At 72.8% G+C, this 25720-nt stretch carries 23 protein-coding genes; 1 reads left to right on the forward strand and 22 read right to left on the reverse strand.

The genetic code is table 11. The annotated features are described in order from the left end of the window. Positions 1–37: 37 nt before the first annotated feature. The 22 genes from ACWCV9_RS36260 to ACWCV9_RS36365 all read right to left on the reverse strand — a co-directional run bounded on the left by ACWCV9_RS36260 (position 38) and on the right by ACWCV9_RS36365 (position 24212). On the reverse strand, positions 38–1603 hold the full coding sequence (locus ACWCV9_RS36260; RefSeq protein ID WP_450793125.1) for an acyl-CoA carboxylase subunit beta: 1566 nt from the start codon (positions 1601–1603) through the stop codon (positions 38–40). A gap of 37 nt (positions 1604–1640) precedes the next feature. Next, on the reverse strand, positions 1641–2594 hold the full coding sequence (locus ACWCV9_RS36265) for an ACP S-malonyltransferase (RefSeq protein ID WP_450793126.1): 954 nt from the start codon (positions 2592–2594) through the stop codon (positions 1641–1643). Next, on the reverse strand, positions 2591–3469 hold the full coding sequence (locus tag ACWCV9_RS36270) for a 4'-phosphopantetheinyl transferase family protein (protein WP_450793127.1): 879 nt from the start codon (positions 3467–3469) through the stop codon (positions 2591–2593). The genes ACWCV9_RS36265 and ACWCV9_RS36270 overlap by 4 nt, the downstream gene beginning before the upstream one ends. After that, a complete protein-coding gene (locus ACWCV9_RS36275; protein WP_385847954.1) occupies positions 3466–3783 on the reverse strand; it encodes an acyl carrier protein in 318 nt (105 codons plus the stop codon). The genes ACWCV9_RS36270 and ACWCV9_RS36275 overlap by 4 nt, the downstream gene beginning before the upstream one ends. A 220-nt stretch (positions 3784–4003) precedes the next feature. Further along, a complete protein-coding gene (locus tag ACWCV9_RS36280; RefSeq protein ID WP_450793130.1) occupies positions 4004–6271 on the reverse strand; it encodes an SDR family oxidoreductase in 2268 nt (755 codons plus the stop codon). A gap of 2 nt (positions 6272–6273) precedes the next feature. Further along, positions 6274–7212, reverse strand: a complete 939-nt coding sequence (locus tag ACWCV9_RS36285; RefSeq protein WP_450793132.1) for an aromatase/cyclase — start codon at positions 7210–7212, stop codon at positions 6274–6276. Between the two features lie 33 nt (positions 7213–7245). Continuing rightward, positions 7246–8031 (reverse strand): 3-oxoacyl-ACP reductase, encoded by a 786-nt coding sequence (locus ACWCV9_RS36290; protein WP_385847951.1) that lies wholly within the window; start codon positions 8029–8031, stop codon positions 7246–7248. A 131-nt stretch (positions 8032–8162) separates the two neighbouring features. Beyond that, positions 8163–8432: an acyl carrier protein gene (locus tag ACWCV9_RS36295; protein WP_385847950.1), complete on the reverse strand. Its 270-nt coding sequence runs from the start codon at positions 8430–8432 to the stop codon at positions 8163–8165. Between the two features lie 162 nt (positions 8433–8594). Next, positions 8595–9812, reverse strand: coding sequence for a ketosynthase chain-length factor (locus ACWCV9_RS36300; protein ID WP_385847949.1), 1218 nt, complete (start codon positions 9810–9812; stop codon positions 8595–8597). Beyond that, complete coding sequence (locus ACWCV9_RS36305) at positions 9809–11077, reverse strand: beta-ketoacyl-[acyl-carrier-protein] synthase family protein (protein WP_385847948.1); 1269 nt, start codon at positions 11075–11077, stop codon at positions 9809–9811. Before ACWCV9_RS36305 ends, ACWCV9_RS36300 begins: the two co-directional genes overlap by 4 nt. Positions 11078–11114: 37 nt before the next feature. After that, a complete protein-coding gene (locus ACWCV9_RS36310) occupies positions 11115–11444 on the reverse strand; it encodes a TcmI family type II polyketide cyclase (RefSeq protein ID WP_385847947.1) in 330 nt (109 codons plus the stop codon). A gap of 27 nt (positions 11445–11471) precedes the next feature. Continuing rightward, positions 11472–12131: a TetR/AcrR family transcriptional regulator gene (locus ACWCV9_RS36315; protein WP_385847946.1), complete on the reverse strand. Its 660-nt coding sequence runs from the start codon at positions 12129–12131 to the stop codon at positions 11472–11474. Between the two features lie 24 nt (positions 12132–12155). Further along, positions 12156–13448 carry an activator-dependent family glycosyltransferase gene (locus ACWCV9_RS36320; RefSeq protein WP_450793135.1) on the reverse strand — a complete coding sequence of 431 codons (1293 nt, stop codon included), beginning with the start codon at positions 13446–13448 and terminating at the stop codon, positions 12156–12158. A gap of 27 nt (positions 13449–13475) precedes the next feature. Then, positions 13476–14072: an NADPH-dependent FMN reductase gene (locus ACWCV9_RS36325; RefSeq protein ID WP_385847944.1), complete on the reverse strand. Its 597-nt coding sequence runs from the start codon at positions 14070–14072 to the stop codon at positions 13476–13478. A gap of 42 nt (positions 14073–14114) precedes the next feature. Beyond that, entirely contained in the window at positions 14115–15185 is a 1071-nt protein-coding gene (locus ACWCV9_RS36330) for an acyl-CoA dehydrogenase family protein (protein WP_385847943.1), read from the reverse strand. A gap of 177 nt (positions 15186–15362) precedes the next feature. After that, positions 15363–16751, reverse strand: coding sequence for an MFS transporter (locus ACWCV9_RS36335; RefSeq protein WP_450793138.1), 1389 nt, complete (start codon positions 16749–16751; stop codon positions 15363–15365). After that, positions 16748–17695, reverse strand: a complete 948-nt coding sequence (locus ACWCV9_RS36340) for an aromatase/cyclase (protein ID WP_450793140.1) — start codon at positions 17693–17695, stop codon at positions 16748–16750. Before ACWCV9_RS36340 ends, ACWCV9_RS36335 begins: the two co-directional genes overlap by 4 nt. A gap of 44 nt (positions 17696–17739) precedes the next feature. Then, positions 17740–19209 carry an FAD-dependent monooxygenase gene (locus ACWCV9_RS36345; RefSeq protein WP_450793141.1) on the reverse strand — a complete coding sequence of 490 codons (1470 nt, stop codon included), beginning with the start codon at positions 19207–19209 and terminating at the stop codon, positions 17740–17742. Beyond that, positions 19199–20539, reverse strand: coding sequence for a cation:proton antiporter domain-containing protein (locus ACWCV9_RS36350; protein ID WP_450793143.1), 1341 nt, complete (start codon positions 20537–20539; stop codon positions 19199–19201). Before ACWCV9_RS36350 ends, ACWCV9_RS36345 begins: the two co-directional genes overlap by 11 nt. Positions 20540–20594: 55 nt before the next feature. After that, a complete protein-coding gene (locus ACWCV9_RS36355; RefSeq protein WP_450793145.1) occupies positions 20595–22190 on the reverse strand; it encodes an NAD(P)/FAD-dependent oxidoreductase in 1596 nt (531 codons plus the stop codon). A 22-nt stretch (positions 22191–22212) separates the two neighbouring features. Next, on the reverse strand, positions 22213–23634 hold the full coding sequence (locus ACWCV9_RS36360) for a DHA2 family efflux MFS transporter permease subunit (RefSeq protein WP_450793146.1): 1422 nt from the start codon (positions 23632–23634) through the stop codon (positions 22213–22215). Continuing rightward, on the reverse strand, positions 23631–24212 hold the full coding sequence (locus tag ACWCV9_RS36365; RefSeq protein ID WP_450793148.1) for an NADPH-dependent FMN reductase: 582 nt from the start codon (positions 24210–24212) through the stop codon (positions 23631–23633). The genes ACWCV9_RS36360 and ACWCV9_RS36365 overlap by 4 nt, the downstream gene beginning before the upstream one ends. Positions 24213–24634: 422 nt before the next feature. Here ACWCV9_RS36365 and ACWCV9_RS36370 point away from each other — a divergent pair, with 422 nt between their 5' ends. Then, positions 24635–25558: a hypothetical protein gene (locus ACWCV9_RS36370; protein WP_450793150.1), complete on the forward strand. Its 924-nt coding sequence runs from the start codon at positions 24635–24637 to the stop codon at positions 25556–25558. Positions 25559–25720: the final 162 nt, after the last annotated feature.

Raw genomic sequence — 25720 nt, forward strand, 5'->3', positions numbered from 1 at the left:
AGTGGGTTCCTCGTCGGTTTCCTCGGGATGGGGGTGCCTACTGCGGGGGGTTGCCGTGCTTGCGGGACGGCAGGTCCGCGTGCTTGGCGCGGAGCATCCGCAGCGAGCGGATGAGCACCGAGCGGGTCTCGCGCGGGTCGATCACGTCGTCGACCAGACCGCGCTCGGCCGCGTAGTACGGGTGCATCAGCTCTTCCTTGTATTCCTTGATGCGCTGCTCCCGTACGGCCTCGGGATCGTCGGCGGCGTTGATCTCGCGCCGGAAGACCACGTTGGCGGCGCCCTCGGCGCCCATCACCGCGATCTCGTTGGTGGGCCAGGCGAGCGCCAGGTCGGCGCCGATCGAGCGCGAGTCCATGACGATGTAGGCGCCGCCGTAGGCCTTGCGCAGCACCAGCGAGATCCGCGGCACGGTCGCGTTGCAGTAGGCGAACAGCAGCTTGGCGCCGCGCCGGATGATGCCGTTGTGCTCCTGGTCCACGCCCGGCAGGAAGCCCGGCACGTCCACCAGGGTGACCAGCGGAATGTTGAAGGCGTCGCAGAACTGCACGAACCGGGCGCCCTTCTCGGACGCCTCGATGTCGAGGACGCCGGCCATGCTGGCGGGCTGGTTGGCCAGGATGCCGACGACCTGGCCGTCGAGCCGGGTCAGCGCGCACACCAGGTTGGTCGCCCAGGCCGGGTGGATCTCGAAGTACTCGCCGTCGTCGACGATCTCCTCGATCACCGCGCGGATGTCGTACGACTGCCCGGGCTCGGCCGGGACCAGGTCCAGCAGCCGGTCGTTGAGCCGGTCCGCCGGGTCCCCGGAGTGCTCGACGGGGGCCAGTTCACGGTTGTTGGAGGGCAGCAGCGACAGCAGGTAGCGCACGTCCTCCAGGCACGCCTCCTCGTCGTCGTACGCGAAGTGCGCCACGCCGGAGGTGGCCGCGTGGACGTCCGCGCCGCCGAGGCCGTTCTGGGTGATCTCCTCACCGGTGACGGCCTTGACCACGTCGGGGCCGGTGATGAACATCTGCGAGGTCTCGCGGACCATGAAGACGAAGTCGGTGAGGGCGGGGCTGTAGGCGGCGCCGCCCGCGCACGGGCCGAGCATCACGCTGATCTGCGGGATCACCCCGGACGCCCGGGTGTTGCGGCGGAAGATGCCGCCGTAGCCGGCGAGCGCGGTGACGCCCTCCTGGATCCGGGCGCCCGCGCCGTCGTTCAGCGACACCAGCGGGGCGCCGGCGGCCTCGGCCAGGTCCATGATCTTGTGGATCTTCTGCGCGTGCGCCTCGCCGAGCGCCCCGCCGAAGATCCGGAAGTCATGGGCGTAGACGAAGACCGTACGGCCGTGCACGGTGCCCCAGCCGGTGACCACACCGTCGCCGTAGGGCTTCTTGTGCTCCAGGCCGAAGCCGCTCGCCCGGTGCCGGCGCAGCGTCTCCACCTCGTTGAACGACCCCTTGTCCAGGAGCAGCGCGATCCGCTCGTACGCGGTCAGCTTGCCCTTGGCGTGCTGGCGCTCGGTGGCGGCGGGGTCCGGGCCGTCCTGGGCGGTGCGCTTGCGTTCGGTCAGTTCCTCGATACGGCCGCGCAGTGGATCGGTCGCGTCGGGCATGGGAACCTCCAGGTCCTCCACTTGGATTCAACGGATGTCAGGCGGACAGCGCGGCGGCCCTCGCCCGGCCGGCCTGCCGGAGGTCCGCGGCGGGGGCGATACGGCGGATGGAGTCGGCCAGCACGGGCGCCGGACCGGCCTCCACGAACCGTTCGGCGCCGAGGGCGAGCAGCCGCTCCACGGTGTCGGTCCACCGCACGGGCGCGGTGAGCAGGGCGCGCAGCGCCACCACGGCCTCGGCGGCGGTGGTGACCGGCCGGCCGGTGACGCAGGAGACGACGGGGATGCGCGGATCGCGGAAGTCGGTCTCCACCAGCGCCTGGGTGAACTCGGCCTCGTAGTCGCGCAGCAGGGGCGAGTGGAACGGGCCGCCGGCCGCCGGCCGGGTGACGCGGGCGGCCCCGGCGGCCCCGGCCGCGCGCACCAGCCGGTCCAGTCCGGCGGTCGTGCCGGAGACCACGGTGTGCCCGGGGCCGTTCTCGCAGGCGATCTCCACGGGGAGCCCGGCCGCCGTGGACCCGGCGCACAGCCGGGCCACTTCGGCCGCGTCCAGCCCCTCGACCACGGCCATGCCGCCGGGCAGCCGGTCCCCGGCCGTGGCCACCAGCTCGGCGTGCAGCCGCACCAGCAGCAGCGCGTCGCGCCAGTGCAGCACGTCCGCGGCGACCAGGGCGGCGTACTCGCCCAGGCTGTGCCCGGCGACGAGGTCCGGCTGTTCGCCCCGGGCGCGCAGCTCCTCCAGCGCCACCAGGCCGGCCATGAAGGCGGCCGGGCAGCCGACCGCCGGATCGGCCAGGTGCCGGTCCGGGCCGCGCCGGGACAGCGCGGTCAGCGGGATGCCCAGCAGTTCGTCGGCGGCCCGCTCGTAGGCGGCGGCCCGGGCGGGCCGGGGCTCCGCCGCGCCCGCGCGGTGCGGGCCCAGGCCGGAGAAGACGAGGGCGGTGACGGTCGTGGTCGTCGCGGTCGCCGCAGTCGTCGTTGTCGTCGTCATCCGGTCACGTCCTTTCCTTCGTCGTGCGGCGTTCGTCCGGGGCCCGTGGGCACGTCCACCCGGACCGAGCGGGGCAGGTCCGGGGTGCGCCAGCTGTCCGAGGCGTCCAGCCACGGCCCCGGCACACAGCGCACCCCGGCCTCGGCGGGCGCCGGGTGGCGTACGGCCGCCGCCGCGACGTGCGTCGGGAAGCAGGGGATGCCGAGCACGGTCCAGCCGGGCGGGTGCGCGCCGGTGCGCTCACCCAGGTAGTCCTGGGCCGGGCCACGGCTCAGGCCGGTGCCGATCCCCTTGAGGTAGGCCTCCTTGCGGGTCCACAGCCGGCCGAAGGCCGCCCGGCGCGCGTGCGGCGGCGCGGCCTCCAGCTCGGCGCGCTCGTCCGGGTGCAGGGCGGGCGTGCAGATCGCGGCGGTCTCCTCCCGGGGCAGCCGTTCCACGTCGACGCCGACGGGTACGGCCGCCACGCCGACGAGGGCGACACCGGAGCTGTGCGACAGCGAGAAGTGCAGGGGCGGTGACGCGTCCCCCGGGGGCCGGGCCAGCATCGGACGGCCGTGCGGCTTCCCGCAGCCCGGGCACGGTTCCCGGGCGAAGCGCAGCTCTTCGGGGGGCTGCCCGGTGTACCGGGCCAGCAGCCGGCGCAGGCCGATGTGCGCGGCCGCGTACAGCAGCCCGTCGGCCGGGCGCAGAAAGCCCTCGGCGCGGGCGCGTTCGGCGGCGTCGAGCACGGAGAGGTCGAGGCGGCCGGCTTCGGCGGGGCTGCGGATCAGCCACAGGTCGAGCAGGTCGGGCGGGACGGCGGACTCCGGTGGCCGCGGACGCCGGTACGGCGTCGGCGTGGGCGCGGGCGCCGGCGGCGCGGCCGGGGCGGTCATGCCGTGACCGCAGACTGCGCGTGGCCGCCGGCCGGGGCGAGCTGTTTGGTGAGGCAGTCGATCAGTTCGGCCGCGCTGTTGGCCCGCAGCAGGCGCTGGAGATCCACGGCGACGCCGAGGCCGGCCTCCAGTCGGCACTGGAGTTCCAGGCCGGCGATCGAGCCGATGCCCAGGCTGTACATGGTGCGGCCGGTGGTGTCGATGCGGTGGGGGGCGAGGCCCAGGACGTGGCCGATCTCCCGGCGGACGTAGCGGTCGAGGAACCGCCGCCGTGCGGTTGACTCCGTCGGGATGGCGGTGGGGGTGGTGGTCATCGCGGTGTCCTTGGGAGCGGGGGTGTTTTTGGCGGCTTCCGGGGTGGGGGGTTGTGTTTCGTTGCCGGGTGCGGGTGCGTTGTGGCTGGTCGCGCAGTTCCCCGCGCCCCTGAGGGGCGACCGCGCCCCTTGCGGGGCGCACCGGCCGCCCCCAGGGGGAAAGGGGGGCGGCCGGTGGGTCGGCGCGACGGGGGATGTGACGCCGACGTCTGGGGGCGGGTCAGCCGAGGAGGGTGCCGCCGGTGGCGTCGATGAAGGCGCCGGTGATCCAGCGGGCGTCCTCGGAGGCGAGGAAGCCGATCACGTCGGCGATGTCCTCCGGCTCGCCGACCCGGTTGAACGCGGACATCGCGGCCATCTGCTCGACGACCTCGGGGATGCCGAACACCGGGTTGTCGTTGCGGGTGATGCCGGGGGCGACGCTGTTCACGGTGATGCCGCGCGGGCCCAGGTACTTGGCGAAGTGCAGGGTCAGCTGCTCGACCGCGCCCTTGCTCATGGCGTACGCGATCTCGTCCGGGTTGGCGAAGCGGGTCAGGCCGGAGGAGATGCTGATGATCCGGCCGCCGTCGCGGAGGTTCTTCAGGGCGCGCTGGACGAGGAAGAAGGGGGCGCGGGCGTTGACCCGGAACACCTCGTCGAACTTCTCCGGGGTGGTCTCCTCGGGCTTCACCCCGCCCATCACACCGGCGTTGTTGACCAGGATGTCCAGGTCGGTGGAGCCGGTGCGCTCGCGCAGCCCCTCCTCCAGGCCGAGGAACAGCTCGTGGACGTCGCCGTCCACGCCGAGCCGGGCCTGCACGGTGAAGGCGCGGCCGCCGTCCTTCTCGATCCGCTCGACGACCTCCTCGGCCGCCTCCCGGCCGCTGTTGTAGTGGACCGCGACCAGCGCGCCGTCGGCCGCCAGCCGCAGCGCCGTGGCCCGGCCCATGCCCCGGCTCGCGCCGGTGACCAGCGCCGTCTTGCCGGTGAGCTTTGCCATGTCGGTTCTCCAGTTCTTCCGGTGTGCGAAGGTCTTCCGGGGTGCGGAGGTCTTCCGCGGTGCGGGGGCGGGCGCCCCGGCCGGCCCGGTCTCCGTGGCCGTCGGCTCGCCGAACCAGCGGCGCAGGGCGGTGCGCAGCTCCTGCGGTGCCGTGCCGGTCCAGGCGACATAGCCGTCGGGCCGGGCGAGCAGGGCCTCGGTGTCGCCGGGGTCGCCGTCCACGGGCCGTACCCGGTCGGCCCAGGGGGCGGCGGCCGCGCGCAGTCCGGTGTCGCCGGGCGGCAGCAGGAGCGCGCCCCGGGCGGTGCGCAGCGCTCCGGCGGTGGCGTCCCGGGGCGGGAGCCGGTGTCCGGTGCCGTCACCGGTGCCGTAGACGATGTCGAGGCCGGAGATCATGCCGGCCAGCCGGGTGCGGACGTTCTCCATCGGGATCAGCTCGGCCAGCACCTCGCGCAGGGCGTTGACCTCCGGGCCGCCGAGCAGCAGCCGGGCCTGGGCGGCGATGTTGCCGAGGACGCGCTCGCCCACCGGGCGCCGCTCGGCGTCGTAACTGTCCAGCAGGCCCGCGGGGGCGCGGCCGGTGACCTCGGCGGCCAGCTTCCAGCCGAGGTTGACGGCGTCCTGGAGACCGAGGTTGAGGGCCTGGCCGCCGATCGGCATCTGCCGGTGCGCGGCGTCGCCGGCCAGCAGCAGCGGGCCGCGGCGGTAGGCGGTGGCCTGCCGTGCCGCGTCGCCGAAGGAGTTCACCCACAGCGGGGTGCCGCCGCTGATGTCCTCGCCGGTGACCCGCTGCCAGGCGGCCGCGATGTCGGCGAACTCCGGCTGCCCGGGGCGGGGTTCGGCGCCGAACTCGTGGACCATCACGCGGGTGACGCCGTCGGGGCGGCGGGCCGCGATGGCCAGTCCGCCCGGCAGACGCTCGAAGCGCCGGCCCGGGATGTCGATGCCGTCGACGTCCGCGCGGATCAGCTCGCGGACGGCGTCGGTGCCGGGGAAGTCGAAGCCGCCGAGCCGGCGGACGGCGCTGTCCTCGCCGTCACAGCCGACCAGGTACGGGGCGCGGAAGAGCAGGGTCCGCCCGTCCGGGCCGAGCACCTCGGCCTCGGCGCCGTCGGCGCCGGTGCGCAGGGCGGTCAGCCGGTGTCCGCGCCGTACGTCGGCGCCCAGCTCGGCGGCGCGTGCGCCGAGCAGCTCCTCCAGCCGGGTCTGCGGCACCTTCCACTGGCCCGGCCAGGGGCTGGGCAGGGTCAGGTCCAGCGGCAGCCCGCCGAAGTGGCCGCGGGGTTCACCGGGGATCTCCCCCAGGGTGTCCAGCAGGCCGCGGCTGTCGAGGAGCTCCATGGTGCGGGCGTGCAGGGTGGACGCCCGCGATTCCGTGGTCGGCGTGGTGAGCTGCTCCAGGACCACGACGTCCGCGCCGCCGAGCCGCAGTTCGCAGGCGAGCATCAGCCCGACCGGCCCCGCGCCGACCACGATCACCTGGGTGGTGGTGCAGTCCTGGGTCATGGTCAGGCCGCCCGGGCTTCCGCGTAGGCCTTGGCGTGGCCGAGGGTGGCGCGGCTGTTGGTGCTGAGCGCGTCCTGGACGAAGGTCTTCGCGGTCTCGACGGTGGCGTCCGGACCGAGGATCTTCTCGATGTTCGCCGTGTTGATGGTGACCGTGTGCTGCGAGGAGGCGGCGACGCCGTCGTCCGTCTCGGCGAACGTCCAGTAGCCGGTGTGCAGGGTCATCAGCGCCGGCAGGGTGATCTGCTTGTAGGCGATCTTCTGGTGCGGGAAGGTCACCCGGTACGACTTGGTGGTGTGCGTCGAGCCGTCCTTGGCGCGGGTGTCCATCTCCAGCGTCTGGAGGCCGGGGGTGTCCTCGGTCAGCCGTACGGTCGCCACGTGCGGCAGCCGCTCGGACCACCGGTCGGCCTCGTTGATGAAGTCGTAGACGTCCTTGGCGGCACCGGCGATGTGCACGGTGTCCTCGAAGGAGAACGTCAGGTCCTCGGCGGCGTGCGCGAGTTCGACGTTGGTCTTCAGCGCGGCCAGCTCGGAGCGGGAGTTGCGGTCCACGGCCTCGTCGATCCAGGCCAGGCCCTCGGGGTCGTCGTCGATGGCGCGGTAGTCGTGCAGCAGCCGGACCCGGGACTCGGCCGGGGACAGCGGCTCGATGATCCAGGTGCCGCCCATCGCGGCGACCGGCGGGGTGGAGACCTCCTGGCGGAACTCGATGCGCAGGTTCTCCGGGTCGAGGACGCGGCGCGAGGTCCAGTTCTTCGCCTCGCCGTTGGCGGTGGCCCAGATGCGGATGCGCTCGGTGGCGCCGTCCTGCTCCAGGTGGTCGACGTAGATGGTGGGCGGGAAGATGCGCGGCCAGTTGCGCACCTCGGCGATGAGCCGGTAGACGGCATCGGCCGGTGCCGAGACGGTGATCTCGTGCTCGACCTCACGGGAAGTCATCGTGAACTCTCCTTGGGGTGGCGGGTCGTGGGCTCAGAAGTTGCCGAGGCCGCCGCAGACGTTGAGGGCCTGCGCGGTGATGGAGGCGGCGGTGTCGGAGGCCAGGTAGCCGACCAGGCCGGCGACCTCCTCCGGGGTGGAGTAGCGGCCGAGCGGGATCTTCGACTGGAACTTCTGGAGGATCTGGTCCTCGGTGGTGTCGTAGGCGGCCGCGTAGCCCTGGCGGACGCGCTGGGCCATCGGGGTCTCGACATAGCCGGGGCAGACGGCGTTGACGGTGATGCCGGTCGGGGCCAGCTCGTTGCCGAGGGCCTTGGTGAAGCCGACGACGCCGTGCTTGGAGGCCGAGTAGGGGGCGCCGAGGACCACGCCCTGCTTGCCCGCGGTGGAGGCGATGTTGATGATGCGGCCGCGCTTCTTGTCCCGCATGCCGCCGGTGTTCAGCACTTCCTTCGTCATCCGGAAGACGCTGTTGAGGTTGGTGTCGATGACGTCGTGCCACAGGTCGTCGGCGATGTCGGCGGTGACCCCGCCGCCGGACCGGCCCGCGTTGTTGACCAGGACGTCGACGGTGCCGAAGCGGTCGACGGCGGCGCGCACGAAGGCGGCGACGTCCTCCGGGGAGCGCACGTCGAGGGTGGTGCCGTCGACGTCCAGGCCCTCGTCCTGGAGCTGCTTGACGGTCTCGGCCACGTTGTCGGCGTTGCGCGCGCCGATGAACACACGGTGGTTCTGGGTGGCCAGAAGGCGGGCGACGGCGAGCCCGATTCCGCTGGTGGCGCCGGTGACGAGCGCGACCCGCTGGTCCTGCTGCGACATGGGTGGGTTCTCCAAACGCGTTGAGAGAGGCGATGAGCGTGGCGTTGGGCCTGGCGATGAGAGGGGGTGACCGGCCGGGACGGCCGCCGTGCCCCGCGGACGGCGGCCGTACTCCGGGCGGTGGTGCGGGGTCAGGAGGCGACGAGCGAGGCGAGCTGGTCGTTGATGGCGGCGACCAGCGCCCGCGGGGTGCGGTTGTCGGCGAAGATGTCGTCGTCCAGCAAGATGCCGTACTCGCGCTCGATGCGGCCGCCGGTCTCCAGCAGGGCCAGCGACTCGTAGCCCAGCTCCTCGAAGTCGGTGTCGAGGATGTCGCCGTCGAGGTCGACGCCCTCCTCGGCGCCGGCGCCCTCCAGGAGGATGCGCTTGAGGTCGTCGATGGTGAAGGTCGGTGCGGACATGGGTGGTTCGTCCTTCCCGCGCGCCGGGCGGCGCGCCGATGGATGGTGCCGGTCACCGGTGCCGGCGGCTGGTGCCGACGGCCGGTGCTGATGACCGGTGCTCATGACGAAGCCCGCCACCGGACGGCGACGGGCGCATGGGGGAGATCAGGGGGCCGGCGGTCAGCCGACCTCGCGGACCACGACGGCGGAGTTGAAGCCGCCGTAGCCGCGGGCGAGCACGAGCGCCGTGCACACGGACGCGGGCCGGGCCTGGCCCACGACGAGGTCGATGTCGTACTCCGGCGACAGCTCGACGTTGGTGGTGGGCGGGATGATGCCCTCGCGGATGGCCAGCACCGCGGAGACCACATCCACCGGGGCGGAGCCCGAGTAGAGCCGGCCGATCATGGTCTTGGGCGCGGTGACCGGGACGCCCCCGGGACCGAAGACCGCGGTGATCGCCTCGGCCTCGGCGCGGTCCAGCTCGGGTGTGCCGGCCGCGTCGGCGAAGACGACGTCGACGTCGCCCGGCGCCACCTTGGCGTCCGCCAGGGCCACCTCGATGGCGCGGCGCAGTCCGGGCTCGCGTCCGCTGTCCGGGCGGGGGTCGAAGGTGGCGCCGTAGCCGGCGATCTCGCCGTACAGCGTGGGCGCCTCGCGCTCGCGGGCGGTGCGCTCGTCCTCCAGGATGAGCAGCGCGCCGCCCTCGCCGGGCACATAGCCGCTGGCGTCCTGGTCGAAGGGCAGGTAGGCGCGGTCCGGGTCGGTCCGGGTGGACAGCCGGCCGCCGGCGATCTGCGCGACCCAGCCCCAGGGGCAGATCGAGGCGTCGAAGCCGCCGGAGAAGATCAGCTTGCTGCCCTTGCGGATCTGCCGCCGGGCCTGGGCGATGGCGTCGAGGCCGCCCGCGTGGTCGCTGACGACGACGCCGCTCGGGCCGCGCATCCCGTTGCGGATGGAGATCTGGCCGCTGTTGACGGCGTAGAACCAGGCGAACGACTGGTAGGCGCTCACGTACTGGCTGCCCTGGCTCCACAGCTTCTTCAGCTCGTTCTGGCCGAACTCGAAGCCGCCGGAGGTGGAGGCGGTGACGACGCCCATGTCGAACTCGGGGATGTCCCCGGGCCGCACCCCGGCGTCCTCGAAGGCGCAGTCCGCGGCGACCAGCGCGAGCCGGGTCATCCGGTCGGTCTGCGGCAGCAGCCGGCTGGGCAGGTGGTCCTCGGCGACGAAGGTGCTGATCTCGCCGGCCAGCCGCGCCGGGTACGAGGACGCGTCGAAGCGGGTGACGGGGCCGATGGCGTTCTTGCCGACGCGGGTCGCGGCCCAGAAGTCGTCCACGCCGAGGCCGTTGGCGGTGGCGACGCCGATGCCCGTGATCACTGCCTTGGCGGTCATGCCGCGCTCCTCTCGGGACGGGCCAGCACCATCGCGCTCTGGAACCCGCCGAAGCCGCTGCCGACGGTGAGCACCGCGTCGGTGCGGTGGTCGCGGGCGACCCGCGGCACGTAGTCGAGGTCGCACTCCGGGTCGGGGGTGTGCAGGTTCGCGGTGGGCGGCACCACGTTGTTCTCCATGGCCAGCACCGACGCGGCGATCTCGATGGAGCCGATCGCGCCGAGCGAGTGCCCGACCATCGACTTGATCGAGCTGACCGGCGTGCGGTACGCGTGGTCGCCGAGGCTGAGCTTGAACGCGGCCGTCTCGTGCCGGTCGTTCTGCTTGGTGCCCGAGCCATGGGCGTTGATGTAGTCGATGGCCTCGGGGTTCATCCGGGCCTCGGCCAGCGCCACCCGGATCGCCTCGGCCATCTCCCGGCCGTCGGGGCGCAGGCCCGTCATGTGGAAGGCGTTGCAGCGGGAGGCGTAGCCGGCGATCTCGGCGTAGATGTGCGCGCCGCGGGCGCGGGCGGAGTCCAGCTCCTCCAGCACGAACACGGCGGCGCCCTCGCCGAGGACGAACCCGTTGCGGGTGTTGTCGAAGGGGCGGGAGGCGTGCTCGGGGTCGTCGTTGCGCGGGGTGGTCGCCTTGATCGCGTCGAAGCACGCCATCGTGATCGGCGAGATCGGGGCGTCCGTGGCACCGGCGATCATGACGTCGGCGCTGCCCTCGCGGATCAGCTCCACGGCGTGGCCGACGGAGTCGAGGCCGGAGGTGCAGCCGGTGGAGACGACGGTGGCCGGGCCCTCGGCGCCGACCGCCCAGGCCACCTCGGCCGAGAAGGAGCTGGGCACGAAGTAGTTGTAGAGGTGCGGCGGGGCGTAGGAGTGGTCGACCAGGTCCAGCCGGCCGTCGTCGCTGACGACCCGGTACTCCTCGTCGAGTCCGGTGGTGGCGCCGACGGCGCTGCCGATGGTGACGCCGGTGCGGTGCGGGTCGAACCCGGACAGGGCCAGGCCGCTGTCCTGGAGGGCCTCGCGGGCGGCGACCACACCGAACTGGGCCGCCCGGTCCATGCGTCGGATCTCCTGCGGGGTGAGCCCGTGCAGCTCGGGGTCGAAGTCGGCTTCGGCGGCGACCTGGGAACGGAACTGCGAGGGGTCGAAGAAGCTGATCCTGCGGGTGGCGGTACGGCCTTCGCTGAGCAGGCTCCAGAAGTTCTTGACGCCGATGCCGCCCGGCGCCAGGACGCCGACCCCGGTGATGACAACGCGACGGCTCACTGTTCGTGGCCTCCCTTCGGGTTGGTGGTCGGCGGCCTCACTCGGCGGCCGACCAGTCGTAGAAGCGGGTGGCCATGGCGTCCTTCGGAGACCGCCAGGTCGCCGGGTCGTAGGCCTCGATGAACGGCTTGAGGTCCTGGCTGATCTGCACGAAGCGCGGGTCGGACTTGGCGTCCTCGATCAGCTCGCCGCCGTTGTCCGCGTCGAAGTCCTGCAAGTGGAAGTACAGGCCCTTGTAGGCGAACAGCTGGCGGCGGCGGGTGCCCATGCGGTGCGGCATGTCCGTGCGGTCGAACTCGCCGAACAGCTTGGCCACCTGGACGCTGGACTCGACGTCCATGCGCGCCACGATCAGGGTGCTGTGCATGTCTTCTCTCTTCCGTGATGACTTGGGTCAGCGGTCCGCGCCGGGACGGAACAGATGGATGAAGTCGGCGACACCGGCCCGGACGAGCTGCTCGGTCTCGTACTCGGCGAGCGGCAGGGCGCCGTGGAAGGAGCGGCCGACGACCCCGCCCGCGACGAGCTGGACGAACCGGCCCGCGGCGTGGTCGGCGTCGGGGATGTCGAGCAGTCCGCGCTCGGCGACGCGCTCCAGCCGGCGGGCCAGCTCGCGCTGCGCCTGCCGGGGACCGGCGGTCTGCCACATCTCCAGCACCCCGGCCGGCACCCGGGCCGCCTCGGCCTGGAGGTGCCGCACGATGGCGAAGTGCTCGGGGTAGGTGGCCAGCGGCGACAGCCAGTCCAGGCCGAGCGCGACCAGGTCCTGCTCGAGGTCGGTGATCTCGGCCAGGTGGCTCTCGGCGACCACCGTCAGCGCGGCGGACAGGGAGGCGGCGCTGTCCAGCAGCACGGACAGCAGCAGCTGCTCCTTGTCCTTGAAGTAGTGGGCGACGGCGTCGGCGTCCAGCCCGGCCGCGGTCGCGACGTCCTCCAGGGAGGTGTGCAGCCAGCCGTCGCGGGCGAAGACGGCACGGGCGGCCTCGACGACCGCGCGCCGCTCCTCCGCCGGACCGGCCTGGGCACGTGGGTGGGTTGCTACGGGCGTAGCCATGGGCGGTGCTCCTTTCGGGTGTGATCAGCGGGGGCCGGCGGTCCGGGAGCGGTTTTCGCGGGTGAGGCGCTCCAGCACCGGGACGATCTCGTTGGGGCCCGGCGTGCCGAGGGCCTCCTCGTACAGGTCGGCGGCGCCGTCCTGGTACGACGGCTCGGTGATGACCTGGAGGATCTGCTTGCGCAGGTCGTCCATGGTGGTGGCGCGGTCGACGCAGAGACCGGCGCCGCGTTCGGCGACGTACCGGGCGTTGTCGAGGAAGTCGCCGAAGTGCTTGGGGATGACGATCTGCGGCACCTTGTGCGCGGCGGCGGCCGCGTAGGTGCCGCCGCCGCCGTGGTGGATGATCGCGGCGCAGGTCGGCAGCAGCTGGCCGAGCGGGATGTAGTCGACGGTGCGGACGTTGGCGGGGACGCTGCCGGCCTTCTCCAGCTGGACGGAGTTGAAGGTGGCGACGACCTCGACGTCGAGTTCGCCGAGCATCTCCAGCAGGCTCGCGATCGACACCCCGTGGTTCTCCTGGAAGAAGGTGCGGCCGCTGGCGCCGAGGGTCAGGCAGATGCGCGGGCGCTCGGGCGGGGTGCTCAGCCAGTCGGGCACGGTGGCCGGTCCGGCGTAGGGGACCCGGCGCAGGTGGATGGTGCGCAGGCCGAGCGGTTCGGCCAGCCGGGGCGGCATCAGGTCGACGGTCCACTGGCCGGTCAGCAGCTCCTCGTCGAACTCGTGCCCGAGCCGGTCGAGGGTCGGCTGCATGACCTGGCGGATCAGGTCCTCGTCGAGGCCGGAGGCCGGGTCGGCGAGCTGCTCGAGGAATCGTTTGCGCAGCCAGCCCATCCGGTCCAGGCCCCACAGCACCCGGGCGTGGGCGGCGCCCACCTCGCGGGCCGCGATCGGCGAGGCCAGCACCAGCGGGTCCCACAGCACCAGGTCGGGCTGCCAGGAGCGGGCGTGGGCGATGAGGTCGTCGGCCAGGGCCTGGCCGCCGGCGCCCACGGCCTCCTGCGAGTAGTAGAGGGTGAAGGCGGCGAGCACGAAGTTGCGGATGTGGCCGCGCTTGTCGGCCTCGGCCTCGGTGAGCCCGAGGGCCTCCGTGATCCGCTCCAGCCGCTCGTCCTCCGCGGTGGCGTGCACGGCGTCGGGGATGCTCACGTTGCGGCCGACCGGTACGGCGGTCAGCCCGGCCGAGTGGATGTGCTCGACCATGTTCGGGTGGCTCGCCACCCGCACCTCGTGCCCGGCGTTGTGCAGCGCCCAGGCGAGCGGCACGTTCGGGGTGAGGTGGGTGGGCGCGGGCATGGTCGTGATCAGGACGCGCATCGGTGGGTCTCCGTCGGTGAAAGGGGGTCAGGCGGCCCGGTAGGGACGGTTCAGCCGGGCTTCCCGCAGCGAGGTCGCCCACCAGTGCAGCTGGTCGAGCATGACCTTGGCGGCGCCGGCGCAGCCGGGCCCGTCCTTGGGCTGGCCGTCGGGACCGAACTGGTCCCATACGTCGATGAAGTTGACCGAGTCGCGCAGGGTGACGGCATGCAACTCGGCGAAGACCAGCCGGAGCTGCTCGATCGCCCGCAGGCCGCCGGAGCGGCCGCCGTAGGAGACGAAGCCGATCGGCTTGGCCCGCCATTCGGCCACATGCCAGTCGATGGCGCCCTTGAGCACGGCCGGGTAGGCGCGGTTGTACTCGGGGGTGATGATCACGAACGCGTCGGCGGCGGCCAGCCGCGGGGTGACGGACGCCAGCCGCAGCTGTGCCTCCGCGGTGGGCGGCCGGGTGATCAGTACCGGCAGCTCGGCGGCGGCCAGGTCGATCACGTCGACCTCGTAGCCGTCGTACTGCTCGGCCTCGTGGACGAACCAGTCGGCGACCAGCGGGCCGGACCTGCTGTCGTTGCCGCAGACGGTGAGCACCGCCAGGCGGAGCTTGTGGGGGCTCGGGACGGACATGAGCGACACCTTTCGTCTTTCGTCGAGTGGGCGGTGCGGGCGTCAGGCGCTGACCAGCGGTTCGGTGAACCGCATCGCGGCCGGCTCGAAGCGCAGCGCCCCGTGGCCGGCGGCGGCGCGCACATCGCGCCAGATCCGGTTGAGCGGCTGGGTCTCGCGCTGGCCGCGGGTGCCGGACTCGGCGAACAGCCGGTCCACCGCGACGGCCAGCAGGTCCACGGCGAGGGCGCTGTCCCGGGACGCGGCCCGCAGCTCGGCGTCGCCGTACCGGCCCTGGTCGGCGCGGTCGGCCACCTGGGTGAGCAGCAGGGTCGCCGCCTCGATCTCGCCCGCCGCCCGTGCGTAGCCCAGCCGGGCGGCATCCCGCGGCGGCAGCGCGGCACCGGCGACCGCGAGGGCACCGCGGGCCGCGCCGAGGATCGGGGCGCCGAAGGTCAGCCCGTTCACGGCGAACAGCGGGGCGGTGTGGAACGGTTCGCGGGACACCGAGGGCCTGCCCAGGAACATCTCGTCCCGCGGGAAGGAGCGGTGGGCCGGGACGAAGACCTCGTCCAGGGCCAGCGCGTGACTGCCGGTGGCCCGCATGCCGAGCGTGAACCACGAGGTGTCGTAGTCGTACTCCGACCGGGGTACGGCGAAGAAGCGCGGGCCGTCGTCGGCGTCGGCCAGCACCAGCGCCCACTGCGAGAACTCGATCCCGCTGACATAGGGCCAGGTGCCCGAGAGCACCCAGCCGCCGTCCACCTCACGCACCCGGCCCTGCGAGACGAACCCGACGACCACCAGGGTGTCGGCGCCCTTCGCCCACACCTCGGCCTGGCCCTCGGCGGGCAGATAGCCGGAGATACGGGCGCCCTGCGCCATCAGCGAGGCGACCCAGCCGGCGGAGGCGCAGCCCTCGGCGACGGCGGCCACGGACTCCATCAGCTCGGTGAAGCCGACGGGCGCGCCGCCCAGGTGCTCGGGCACGAAACGGCGGGCGAACCCGGCGTTCAGCAGGGCCTCCACCACGTCGTCGGCGAGCCGACGGTCGGTGTCGGCGGCGGCCGCGTGGCGGGCGGCGACCTCGGCGGCGGTGCGGGCCGCGGAGAGCAGGCCGGTCAGATCAGGCATCGGGCTCGTACCTCCGGAGATCGGATACGGGAGTGCGGAGTACAGCGGGGCGCGGCAGCACACCGGTGAGGGCGGCGAGCAGGCCGAGCGCCGACAGCGCGAGGACGGAGAACAGGGCGGCGCCGGACGTCCCCCCGGAGCGCGCGGCACGGACGGCCGCCCGCGGCGCGCGTCGGGTCAGGCATCGGCCTCGTACCCCCCGGCCTCGGACACCCGGGCGCGCAGCACCCCGGGCCGCGGCAGCACACCGGTGAGGGCGGCGAGCAGGCCGAGGGCCGACAGCGCGAGGACGAAGAGCAGGGCGCTGCCGGAGGTGACCCCGGAGCGGGCGGCGAGGACGGCGACCGTGGAGACGGCGACCGCGGCGCCGGTCTGGACCGCGGTCTGGAACGCGGCGCCGGCCATCGGCCGCCGCTCGGCCGGCACCCCGGAGGCGGCCTGCATGTTCAGGGCGGCGAACGCCAGCACGAACCCGGCCCCGACGAGCAGCAGCGTGGGCAGCACGTCGACGGCGTATCCGCCGGGCAGCCGCCCGCGCGGGTAGACCAGATAGCCGAGGAACGCGAGGAGCGTGCCGGCCACGATCAGCCGGGGTCCGCCGAACCGGCGCACCATCCGCCCCGCCGACAGCGACGTCAGCGCCAGCGGCACGCTCGCCGGAAGGAACGCGAGCGCGGTCCGCAGCGGCGACCAGTGGTGGCCGTCCTGGAGCTGGAAGGTGACGAGGAACAGCAGCCCCAGATAGGCACCGTTGAACGCGGCACCGCACAGCGCGGACCGGATCAGCGGCCCGTTCGCCACCGCGGACATCCGCAGCAGCGGCCGGGCCGCCCGGCGCTCCACGGCGAGGAACGAGCCGAGCAGCACCGCGAACGCGACGAGCGCGGCTCCGCGCCACGCCGGGCCGGCCGCGACGATCGCCCCGACCAGCGCACTCAGTGCCCCGGCGAAGGTCACCGCGCCCGCCGCGTCGAAGGACCGCCGGCCCGGAGCGGACCGCCCGGCCGGGATGAGGCGCAGCCCGAGGACGAACAGCACCAGCACGGCCGGTGCCGGGAAGACCAGCGCCCAGCGCCAGCTCACCGTGGTGAGGACGCCGGACAGCACCAGGCCCGCGGTGAACCCGATGGCCCCGAAGAAGGCGTAGACCGACACGGCCCGGTCGCGCACCGGCCCCTCCTCGAAGGAGGTGCTGATGATCGCCAGTCCGGTCGGCGCGGTGAGCGCGACGCAGAAGCCCTTGACGAACCGGGTGGCCGCCAGCAGCGCCGGGTCGGTCGCGATCCCCGCGGCCAGTGAGGCGAGGGCGAACAGCAGCAGCCCGGCCAGATAGACCCGGCGCCGCCCGAGCAGCTCGACCAGCCGGGTGCCGAACAGCAGCAGCCCGCCGAAGCCGAGCGCGAACGCGCTCATCGTCCACTGCACCGCGGTGAGCCCGAGATGCAGCTCCCGCGCGATCGACGGCATGGCCACGACCAGCGTGGACACCTCCAGCGCGTCGATGAGCATGTTGCCCGCGAGCACCGCCAGCAGCCCGCGCCGGCGCACCTCCGTGGTCCCGGTCATGACCGCACCGCCCCGGCCGTGCGGAGCTCCGTGCACGCCTTGGCGTACCGCAGCAGCGCCCGGCTCTCCGCGGCGACGCCGGCCCGGATGTGCTCCACGGCGTCGGCGAGCGTGGCGTGAGGGCCGTACGCCCCGGTGACGGCCTCGGGGTCCAGCACGACGGTGTGCCGGACCGAGGCGGTCACGCCCGCTCCCTGCTCCTCGAAGGTCCACACGTCGGTGCGCAGCGTCAGCGGCGCGGGCGGGGCGATCTGCCGGAGCGCGATCGTCCGGTGCGGCAGGCACAGCCGGTGGAAGCGGGCGCGCCGCTCCGTGCCGGCGTGTGCCGACTCGACCGTGTCCAGGCCGTGTTCACCGCCGGTGACATGGACCTCGGTGAGCCCCGGCAGCCGCCCGGGCCACCGGTCCGCGGCGCGTACGACGTCGTACACGTCCGCCGCCGGGGCGACGATCCGCGCCGACTCCGTGAACGACAGGACCGCCGAGGCCTCGACCCGCTCGATGTTCCGCCGCAACTCCCCCAGTTCCTTGTGGGAGTTGCGGTCGACGGCCGCGTCGATGCGGCGCGTCGCCTCGGGGTCGTCGCCGACCACCGCGAACGCGTGCAGCAGCCGCAGCCGCGCCGCGCCGGCCTCGGGCTCCACGACGAAGCCGCCCGCCATGGAGGCGAGCGGCGGCTGGATCCCGGTCGGGCGGAAGTCGATCCGCAGCCGCTCCGGATCGAGGGTGCGTTCCGACGTCCAGTGCTCGAAGGTGCCGTCGTCGTCGGCGGCCCAGATGAGCACCTGTTCGGCAGAACCGCCGCGCGGGCGCCGCTCTGCGTACACGATCCGCGGGTAGATCAGCGGCCAGTCGGCCACCTCCGCGAGCAGCCGGTGGACCGTGGCGGCCGGTGCCGAAACGGTGATCTCGTGTGCGACCTCGCGCAGGGCGGGCTGCGGCATGGGGGACTCTCCTCGTCTGATCACGGCTCGCGCCGTCGTCCGGCTCAGCGCGCCGGGCCGAACCACCGCTCCAGCGCCATCGGCAGGTCGCTGTGGCTGCCGGGCGCGGCCCAGGCGACATAGCCGTCGGGGCGGACCAGGACGGCGGTGGTGCCCACGAGCGGGCTGTCCTCGCCGAGGTCCTGCGGCTCGGCCGTCACCACGTCGACCCGGTCGGTCCAGCCGGCCGCCCGGCCCCGCAGGACCGCGTTGTCGGTCAGGTCGAGCAGCACACCGCGGCCGGTGTGCAGCAGCTCGGTGCTGCTGGTGCTGACGTTCTCGCCGGCCAGCTCCAGGCGGGGCATCCGGCGGCCCAGCAGCGGGTGCCGGCCGCCGTCGAGGTCGTACCGGATCTCCAGGCCGCTGACCATGGCGGCGAGGTGGCGGCTGACCTCCGGGTACTGGATCAGCTCGGTCAGCACATCGCGCAGCGGCTGCACCTCGGAGCCGCTGAGGAACAGCAGCCCCTGCGCCTGGGTGTTCATCAGCAGGCGCTTGCCGACCGGGTGGCGCTCGTCGTGGTAGGTGTCCAGCAGCGACTCAGGGGCCTTGCCGCGGACCACGGCCGCCAGCTTCCAGCCGAGGTTCACGGCGTCCTGGATGCTGGTGTTCATGCCCTGGCCGCCGGCCGGCAGATGGATGTGCGCGGCGTCGCCGGCGAGGAAGACCCGGCCGCGCCGGTACTCGGTGGCCTGCCGGGTGGCGTCGCCGAAGGAGCTGACCCACACCGCCTCGCCGTGCGAGATGTCCTGTCCGGTGACCCGCTTCCAGCCGGCCACCACCTCGTCGTACCCGGGCGGGGTGGTGCGGCGCTTCGGCGGGGTGCCCCGCTCGCACAGGATCAGCCGGGTGATGCCGCCGGGCAGCGGGCCGACCATGACCATGCCGCCGGGGTACGTCGTCCCGATCATCGACGGTTCCAGGTCCAGGCCCTTGACGTCGGCGAGGAACATCTCCAGGGTCGCCGCGGTGCCGGGGAAGTCGAAGCCGGCCGCCTTGCGCACGGTGGAGCGGCCGCCGTCGCAGCCGACCAGGTAGCGGGCGCGCAGCGTCTGGGCGCCGTCCGGGCCCTTGACCTCGACCTCCACGGCGTCGGGGCCGTCGGTGAGGGAGACCAGCTCATGGCTGCGGCGCAGGTCCGCGCCGAGCTGCGTCACCCAGGACTCCAGCACCGCCTCGGTCTCCGACTGGGGCACCGACTTGGCGGCCTGGTGCGCGCCCTGGAGGACGGCGAAGTCCACCGGCAGTCCGCCGAAGTGGCCGACGTTGCTGGTGGTGATGTCCGGGAAGCGGGACAGCAGTCCGCGCTGGTCGAACACCTCCATCGTGCGGGCGGTGAAGCCCAGTCCGCGCGATTCGCCGGTGCGCTCCGGCAGCCGTTCGACCACGATCGTGTCGACTCCGGCCAGTCGCAGTTCGCCGGCGAGCATCAGGCCCGCAGGCCCGGCTCCCACGACGATGACGTCAGCGTCCATCAGTGCCTCCAAAGGATTCGTCGGAAGATCGGGGGCCGGGCGAGCCGGGCGCGGCGGCCGTGCCGGCCGGGCGGGCCGCCGTGGCGGCGCCGGGGGCGGTCCGCCGGGCCCCGTCCACCGCGCCCTGCCGCTCCCGGTCCGCCGCCGCGAGGTCCTCGCGCAGCTGGTCGGCCGGGTAGCTCCAGCCGAGCAGCGGCCCGGTCATCGCGGTGGTCACCAGGGCCATGACCAGGAGCATCGCGTAGAGCCGCACATCGAGCAGGCCCTGCTCCAGACCCACCGAGAGGATCACCAGCTCGGTCAGTCCACGGGCGTTGACCAGCGTCGCCACCACCGCGGAGCCGCGGTGCGGGATGCCGGACAGCCGGGCCGCGGCATAGCCGCCGCCGAGCTTGCCGAACACGGCGATCGCCAGCACGGCGGCGAGGACGCCGAGCTGCGCCGGGCGCAGCCCGGTGAGGTCGACGGTCAGCCCGGTCACCGCGAAGAACACGGGCAGCATCAGGTGGACGGCCGGTTCCAGCCGCTCGGTGAGCCGCGTGAGCAGCGCCTCGGAGCGCGGCATGACCGCGCCGAACACGAACGCCCCGAAGATGTAGTGCACTTGCAGCCACTCGGTGACCCAGGCCGAGGCGAACAGTCCGATCAGCAGGTACGGCAGCGGTTCGGCGGCCTCGGTCACCCGGCGCAGCAGCGGCCGTACCAGGCCGAACATCACCAGCAGGTAGACCGGTACCAGCAGCAGCCGCCAGGCCTGGTGCCCGGAGGCGGAGTTGAGGGCCACCGCCAGACCGAGCAGGCCGTACGCCACGATGTCGATCACCGCGGCGCAGGCGAGGGCGATCCCGCCGATCAGCGTCTTCTGCATGCCGCGTTCGGTGATGATGCGGGCCAGCACCGGGAACGCGGTGGCGGACACCGACACCCCGAAGAACAGCACGAAGGGCAGGTGGCCGCCGACGGCGTAGCGGGGGGCGAGCCAGAAGGCGTAGGAGCAGCCGAGGACGAGCGGCACCAGGGTGGCGCCGACCGCCACCCCGGTGACCACCCGGCCGCGGCCCCGGATGAGCCGCTGGTCCAGCTCCATCCCGACCACGAACATGAACAGGACCAGGCCGACCGCGGCCAGCGTCTTCAGCGGCGGCAGCACGGTGGCGGGAAACAGCCCGCCGCCGCCCAGGTGGCCGAGGAGGGTCGGGCCGAGGGCGATCCCGGCCGCGATCTCCCCGAGCACGCGGGGCTGCCGCAACGCGACGGCCGCCGCACCGAAGACTCGGGCGGCGGCCAGGATGACGACAATGTCCAGGAACAGCAGATCTATCGGAGGCATGGGGGGACTCCTCGGGTCTCGGCGTCCCGGGCGGGCGTCGTCACGGGAGCGCGTGTCATCGGAAGATCCGGCCGACGTGCTCGGGGGCCCGGGTACGGCCCCATTCCTGGGCGGCGGCGACCAGCTCCGGGGTGGCCTCGAAGCACTTGATGTCGGGGTTGCCCCGGTCGAACGGCTCGGGCAGGCAGGGCGACTCGGCGATCCGGGCGAAGATGGCCGCGGCGGCGTCCGCCGGGTCCACCTCGCCGGCCTCGACGGCCTGGCAGGTCTGGCGGGCGAAGGTCAGCAGCTCGTGGATGTCCTGGCCGACCGGGTCGGGCAGGCCGGGGTGCTGCCGCTGCTCCAGGTCCCGGAAGACCTGGTCGTCCTGGGTCTCCTGGAAGCGCCGGAAGGCCTGCTCCAGGGTGACCGTGGGCATCACTGTGGTGGCCTCCCAGACTCGGAGCACCGCGTTCCACAGGTCATAGTGGCGGAAGCCGACGAAGGAGCTGTAGACGACGTCGTCGTGGACGTCGAACAGCCCCTGCTGGAGCCGGTCGATGAAGGCGAACCGCTCGGTCGACCAGTCGTCGTCCTTGGCCGCCTCGATCAGCCGCCAGGCGAGCGCGTTGACGACCTCCAGGGTGTTGGTCAGGCCGCGCGAGTACAGCGCGTCGATGAACCCGGCGGCGTGCGAGGTGAGGCAGAAGCGGTCGCCGACCGTGTCGTGCGCGGAGTACTGGAGCCGGCCGGTGCTGACCCACGGACGGACCGCCTTGGCGCCGCGGAACTGCTCGGCGATCTCCGGGTAGCGGCGCAGGAAGTCGTCGAACTCCTCCTGGGCGGTCGCGTCCGTCTTGGGGAAGACCCGCTCGTCCAGGGTGAGGCCCACGCTGCACAGCGGGTTGAGCGAGTCCTCCTCGTTGTCGAACGGGATGACCCACAGCCAGCCGCCGTCGAAGACGTGGTGCAGCGTGCCCTCGTGCCACGGGCTGCGGTGCTTGTGGTCGCGGGCGGCCTCGGCGTCGTCGAACGGCGTGACCCCGACCATGTGCGTGAACATGCTGCGCGAGTGGTGCCGGGCGCGGGTCGGGACGTCCCGCAGCCCGAACTTGTCGGCGACCGGCGAGCGGAAGCCGCTGCCGTCCACCAGGTACTTGGCGCGGAACTCCGCGCCCTTGTCGGACCGCAGGGTGACGCCGGTGGCCGGGTCGATGTCGATGTCCTGGATCCGGGTCCCGCTGAGCGGCTCCACGCCGTAGGAGACCGCGACGTGGAACAGATAGGCGTCGACGTCCTGGCGGAACAGGTGGCTCTCGGTGCGCTGCCAGGCCGGGATCACCATCTGGTTGATCTGCTCGGGGTCGTGCGACTGGCCCTCGCGGTGGTACACGAAGCCGAAGTTGGCCTTCTTGCCGCACATCGGGGAGATCTTCTCCACGATCCCCTGGTGGCTCGCCATCGGCTCGATCTCGGGCACCGAGTAGCGCTCCGCGATGATCTTCGTGAGCACGGAGGTGTAGGGGATCGTCGACTCGCCGACCGCGAACCGGGGGTGCACCCCGGCGTCGATCAGCAGGACCTTGACGCCGTTGCGGGCGAGCACGGCCCCGAGCATGCCGCCGGCCATGCCCGAGCCGAGGATGGCCACGTCGTAAACGGTCTCATCCATGTTCAGTTCAGGCCTTCCTAGTTCAGTGATGAGGATGGGCTGTGGGTGCCGGGTTCTTCCGCAGGGCCCACCACAGGCCGAGCGTGCCGAGCAGGGTGGCGACGGCCGTGCCGAACTGCCACCACAGGGCGGTGTGGAAGGCGTGCTCGGGTCCCGAGGACAGGCCGCGGGCGACGATCACCGAGAACAGCGCGGCGCCCAGTGCTCCGCCGAGGCGGACCAGGATGTTGATCTGTGCGGTGGCGTCGGGCAGCCGGTCCCGGGGGACGATGCCGAACGCGGCGACCATCATCGGGGTGCTGGCCAGTCCGGTGCCCATGCCCAGCCCGAACAGCAGGACCTGGACGAACACCTTGCCCGGGCTGTCGGCCAGCGCGAACGCGGCGGTGACCAGGGCGGTCAGGCTCGCGCCGGCCACCGCGACCGGGCCGCCGGTGTACTTGTCGGTGAGCCGCCCGCTGAGCGGGAGGGTGAGCGCGGTGCCGAGGCCCAGCGGCAGCATCTGGAGGCCGGTCGCCACCACGCCGTCGGTGTGCAGCAGCTGGAAGTAGAGCGGGAACAGCAGCGCGCTGCCGAAGCTCATCGCGCCGTTGAACGCGAAGCCCGCGCAGGCCGCGACATAGCCGGGGTTGCGGAACAGCCCCATGTCGAGCAGCGGGGACTCGCGGCGGGCCGCGTGCCGGACGAACACCGCCAGCCCGAGCACACCGATGACCAGCGGCAGCAGGACCCGGACGCCGTCCGGGCGGCCCAGCTCGCCCCAGGTGGTCAGCGAGTACACGACCAGCGGCAGACCCACCCCGACATAGCCGTAGCCGGCCCAGTCCAGCCGTGTGGTCGACGCGCCCTTCTCGCGCGGCAGGTAGCGCCGGCCGAGGGCGATGGCGATGATGCCGAGCGGCACGTTGATCAGGAACAGCCAGCGCCAGGACAGGTTGTGCAGCATCAGGCCGCCGAGCGTGGGACCGAGCGCCGGGGCGAGGGTGACGGCGATGCCGAGCCGGGCCATCACCCGGCCGAGCCGGCCGGGGCCGACGGCCTGGCCGAGGATCGTCTGACCGGTCGGCACCAGCAGGCCCGCGGTCAGCCCCTGGAAGACGCGGAGCACGATCAGCGACTCGATGTTCGGCGCCAGTCCGCACAGCGCCGAGATGACCGTGAAGGCGGCCAGCGCCCACAGATACAGCCGGCCCGCACCGACCCGCCGGCCGAGCCAGGCACACACCGGCAGGGACACGGCGAGCGCCAGCAGATAGCCGCTGGCGATCCACTGGGCGGTCCCGATACCGGTGTGGAACTGCTTCTGGATCGTCTCCAGCGCGATGTTGATGAGCGAGGTGTCCAGGCCTCCCGCGAACGCGCCGAGCGCGATCACCCCGGCGAGTCGCCAGATCGCCGGGGTGATCGCGTCGGTTTCTGCGGGCTTGGCCTCTACCCGGCTCACGCGTCCTTGCGCAGCGGCTCGAGCGCCTGCGCCCACTCGACGACCTCACCGAGCATGGTGGCGAGCGTCTGGGCCTGGTGCGGGCCGGGGGTGAACTCGCCCGGCTCGGCCGGGTTGCTGATCGTGAAGTCCCCGAACAGGGACAGCCCGACCTGCGACCGCACGGTGGCCACCTTCAGCTCGGAGAGGATGAGCCGCAGGTGCTCGATCGCGCGGGCGCCGCCCTGGAGGCCGTAACCCACGAAGCCGGCGGCCTTGTTGTTCCACTCGGCGTAGATGTAGTCGAGCGCGTTCTTGAGCACACCCGGGATCGAGCGGTTGTACTCCGGGGTGACGAACACGAAGCCGTCGTACGACTTGATGGCGTCGGCCCACTTGCGGGTGTGGTCCTTGCTGTAGTGGCCGAAGGCCGGCGGCTGCGGCTCGTCCAGGATCGGGAGGTCGAAGTCCGCCAGGTCGAGGACGTCGAAGACCGCGTCCGGCAGCTGCTCGGCGCCGGACTTGGCCACCCACTCCGCCACCATCTGGCCCCTGCGACCCGGGCGCGTGCTGCCCAGAATAACTGCGATCTTGGTCATGTGTTCTGCCTTCTCCAGTCTGATCCGGAAAAACTGATCGGGCCGCGCTGACCGACACTTCGGCGACCTTAGGAACTATCTTCTTCGCCGCCCCAGCCGCATTTCAATGCCCTGAATTCAAGGATCGCGACCAGTTCGTCAAGGGATCCTCAGAAATGAAAAGGGACCGTCAGGCGACCTACAGAGAAACGTCAAGTCAGGCCGGAACCCCAGGTGAAGGGGGGTCAACGGCCGCTGCGGCCACTTCTCCGAATCTACGCAACAGCCTCTTCGCCGGGACCACGGAAGTCAATGGCCCGCATGTCAAATAACCGTCAGGCAATGTCAACAAAATCCGGAAACCCCATACTGCATTGCTTTCCGGCCAGTCGTCGAACTAGCTTCCACACCCTGTGGAGAATCACGAGTGGGGGATGCGAGTGATGAACGCACCGATTTCGCCTGTACCGCCTATACCCGGGGACGGCTGTACGGCCGTCGCCGTCGACATCTGCCCGGGCGCCGAGTGCACGGGGCGCCGCGCCGCGGGCGAGTCCGGCCGGCTGCTGTCCGGCGGCCGCCGGCTGTGCCAGGTCTGTCTGCAACGGCTCTCCCGGGACCTGTCCCGGCTGCCCGCGCTGCACGAGGCCTGCGGCCGCCGGCTCGACGGCAGCAACCCCGACCCGACCCGGCCCAAGACCTCCGGCGGCCCGCTGCCCAGCGCCGCCTTCAACCACCAGGCGGCCGAGGTGCGCACCGAGATCCTCGGCGTGCTCGGCTCCTGGGCGGGCGCCGTGGTCGCGGAGCGGGGCGCCCGCCCGGCACCCCGCCGGGCCGTGCTGCCGCTCGCCGTCTTCCTCGGCCGGAACCTCGACTGGCTCGCCGGGCACGCGGCCGCGGGCGAGTTCTCCTGCGAGATCGCCCGGCTGGTCCGCCGCGCCCGCCAGGTGGTGGACCCCGAGGTGCGCCAGCAGCTGCTGATCGGCGCCTGCGTGGAGCAGGACTGCCCCGGCAAGCTGACCGCCGTCGTACGGCCGCAGGCGCCCCGGATCCCGGCCGTGATCCGGTGCAGCCACAGCCCCGCCCACCGCTGGCACGGCCATGAGTGGCTCCAGCTCAGCCGCCGCCTGCGGGGGGCGGCGACCGCCGGCACCCCCCGCGCCCACGCCCCCGAGGTCGCCGCCGAGGCCCCCTCCGCGGGCGCCGTGCGCTGGATGACCGCGGCCGATGTCTCCGGCCTGTGGGGCATCCCGACGGGCAGCGTCTACCGGCACGCGAGCCAGTCCAAGTGGCGCCGCCGCAGCGGCCAGGGCCGCACCTACTACCACAGCCAGGACGTGGAACAGACGCTGAGCGGCCGCGTCTAGGACGTGGCACGACGAACGGCCCCCCGGTAGCCACCGGGGGGCCTCCTCCTTTATGGGGTCCTTTTGCTCAGTCCTTGATCTCGCAGATCGCGGCGCCGGAGGTGATGGAGGCGCCGATCTCGGCGGACAGGCCCTTGATGGTGCCGGCCTTGTGCGCGTTGA

Source organism: Streptomyces sp. NPDC001606, assembly GCF_053596835.1.

Bases quoted from the DNA above. Each gene is read 5' to 3' on its own strand.
- ACWCV9_RS36260 (WP_450793125.1), bottom strand. From the start codon at position 1,603: ATGCCCGACGCGACCGATCCACTGCGCGGCCGTATCGAGGAACTGACC.
- ACWCV9_RS36265 (WP_450793126.1), bottom strand. From the start codon at position 2,594: ATGACGACGACAACGACGACTGCGGCGACCGCGACGACCACGACCGTC.
- ACWCV9_RS36270 (WP_450793127.1), bottom strand. From the start codon at position 3,469: ATGACCGCCCCGGCCGCGCCGCCGGCGCCCGCGCCCACGCCGACGCCG.
- ACWCV9_RS36275 (WP_385847954.1), bottom strand. From the start codon at position 3,783: ATGACCACCACCCCCACCGCCATCCCGACGGAGTCAACCGCACGGCGG.
- ACWCV9_RS36280 (WP_450793130.1), bottom strand. From the start codon at position 6,271: ATGACCCAGGACTGCACCACCACCCAGGTGATCGTGGTCGGCGCGGGG.
- ACWCV9_RS36285 (WP_450793132.1), bottom strand. From the start codon at position 7,212: ATGACTTCCCGTGAGGTCGAGCACGAGATCACCGTCTCGGCACCGGCC.
- ACWCV9_RS36290 (WP_385847951.1), bottom strand. From the start codon at position 8,031: ATGTCGCAGCAGGACCAGCGGGTCGCGCTCGTCACCGGCGCCACCAGC.
- ACWCV9_RS36295 (WP_385847950.1), bottom strand. From the start codon at position 8,432: ATGTCCGCACCGACCTTCACCATCGACGACCTCAAGCGCATCCTCCTG.
- ACWCV9_RS36300 (WP_385847949.1), bottom strand. From the start codon at position 9,812: ATGACCGCCAAGGCAGTGATCACGGGCATCGGCGTCGCCACCGCCAAC.
- ACWCV9_RS36310 (WP_385847947.1), bottom strand. From the start codon at position 11,444: ATGCACAGCACCCTGATCGTGGCGCGCATGGACGTCGAGTCCAGCGTC.
- ACWCV9_RS36315 (WP_385847946.1), bottom strand. From the start codon at position 12,131: ATGGCTACGCCCGTAGCAACCCACCCACGTGCCCAGGCCGGTCCGGCG.
- ACWCV9_RS36320 (WP_450793135.1), bottom strand. From the start codon at position 13,448: ATGCGCGTCCTGATCACGACCATGCCCGCGCCCACCCACCTCACCCCG.
- ACWCV9_RS36325 (WP_385847944.1), bottom strand. From the start codon at position 14,072: ATGTCCGTCCCGAGCCCCCACAAGCTCCGCCTGGCGGTGCTCACCGTC.
- ACWCV9_RS36330 (WP_385847943.1), bottom strand. From the start codon at position 15,185: ATGCCTGATCTGACCGGCCTGCTCTCCGCGGCCCGCACCGCCGCCGAG.
- ACWCV9_RS36335 (WP_450793138.1), bottom strand. From the start codon at position 16,751: ATGACCGGGACCACGGAGGTGCGCCGGCGCGGGCTGCTGGCGGTGCTC.
- ACWCV9_RS36340 (WP_450793140.1), bottom strand. From the start codon at position 17,695: ATGCCGCAGCCCGCCCTGCGCGAGGTCGCACACGAGATCACCGTTTCG.
- ACWCV9_RS36345 (WP_450793141.1), bottom strand. From the start codon at position 19,209: ATGGACGCTGACGTCATCGTCGTGGGAGCCGGGCCTGCGGGCCTGATG.
- ACWCV9_RS36350 (WP_450793143.1), bottom strand. From the start codon at position 20,539: ATGCCTCCGATAGATCTGCTGTTCCTGGACATTGTCGTCATCCTGGCC.
- ACWCV9_RS36355 (WP_450793145.1), bottom strand. From the start codon at position 22,190: ATGGATGAGACCGTTTACGACGTGGCCATCCTCGGCTCGGGCATGGCC.
- ACWCV9_RS36365 (WP_450793148.1), bottom strand. From the start codon at position 24,212: ATGACCAAGATCGCAGTTATTCTGGGCAGCACGCGCCCGGGTCGCAGG.
- ACWCV9_RS36370 (WP_450793150.1), top strand. From the start codon at position 24,635: ATGAACGCACCGATTTCGCCTGTACCGCCTATACCCGGGGACGGCTGT.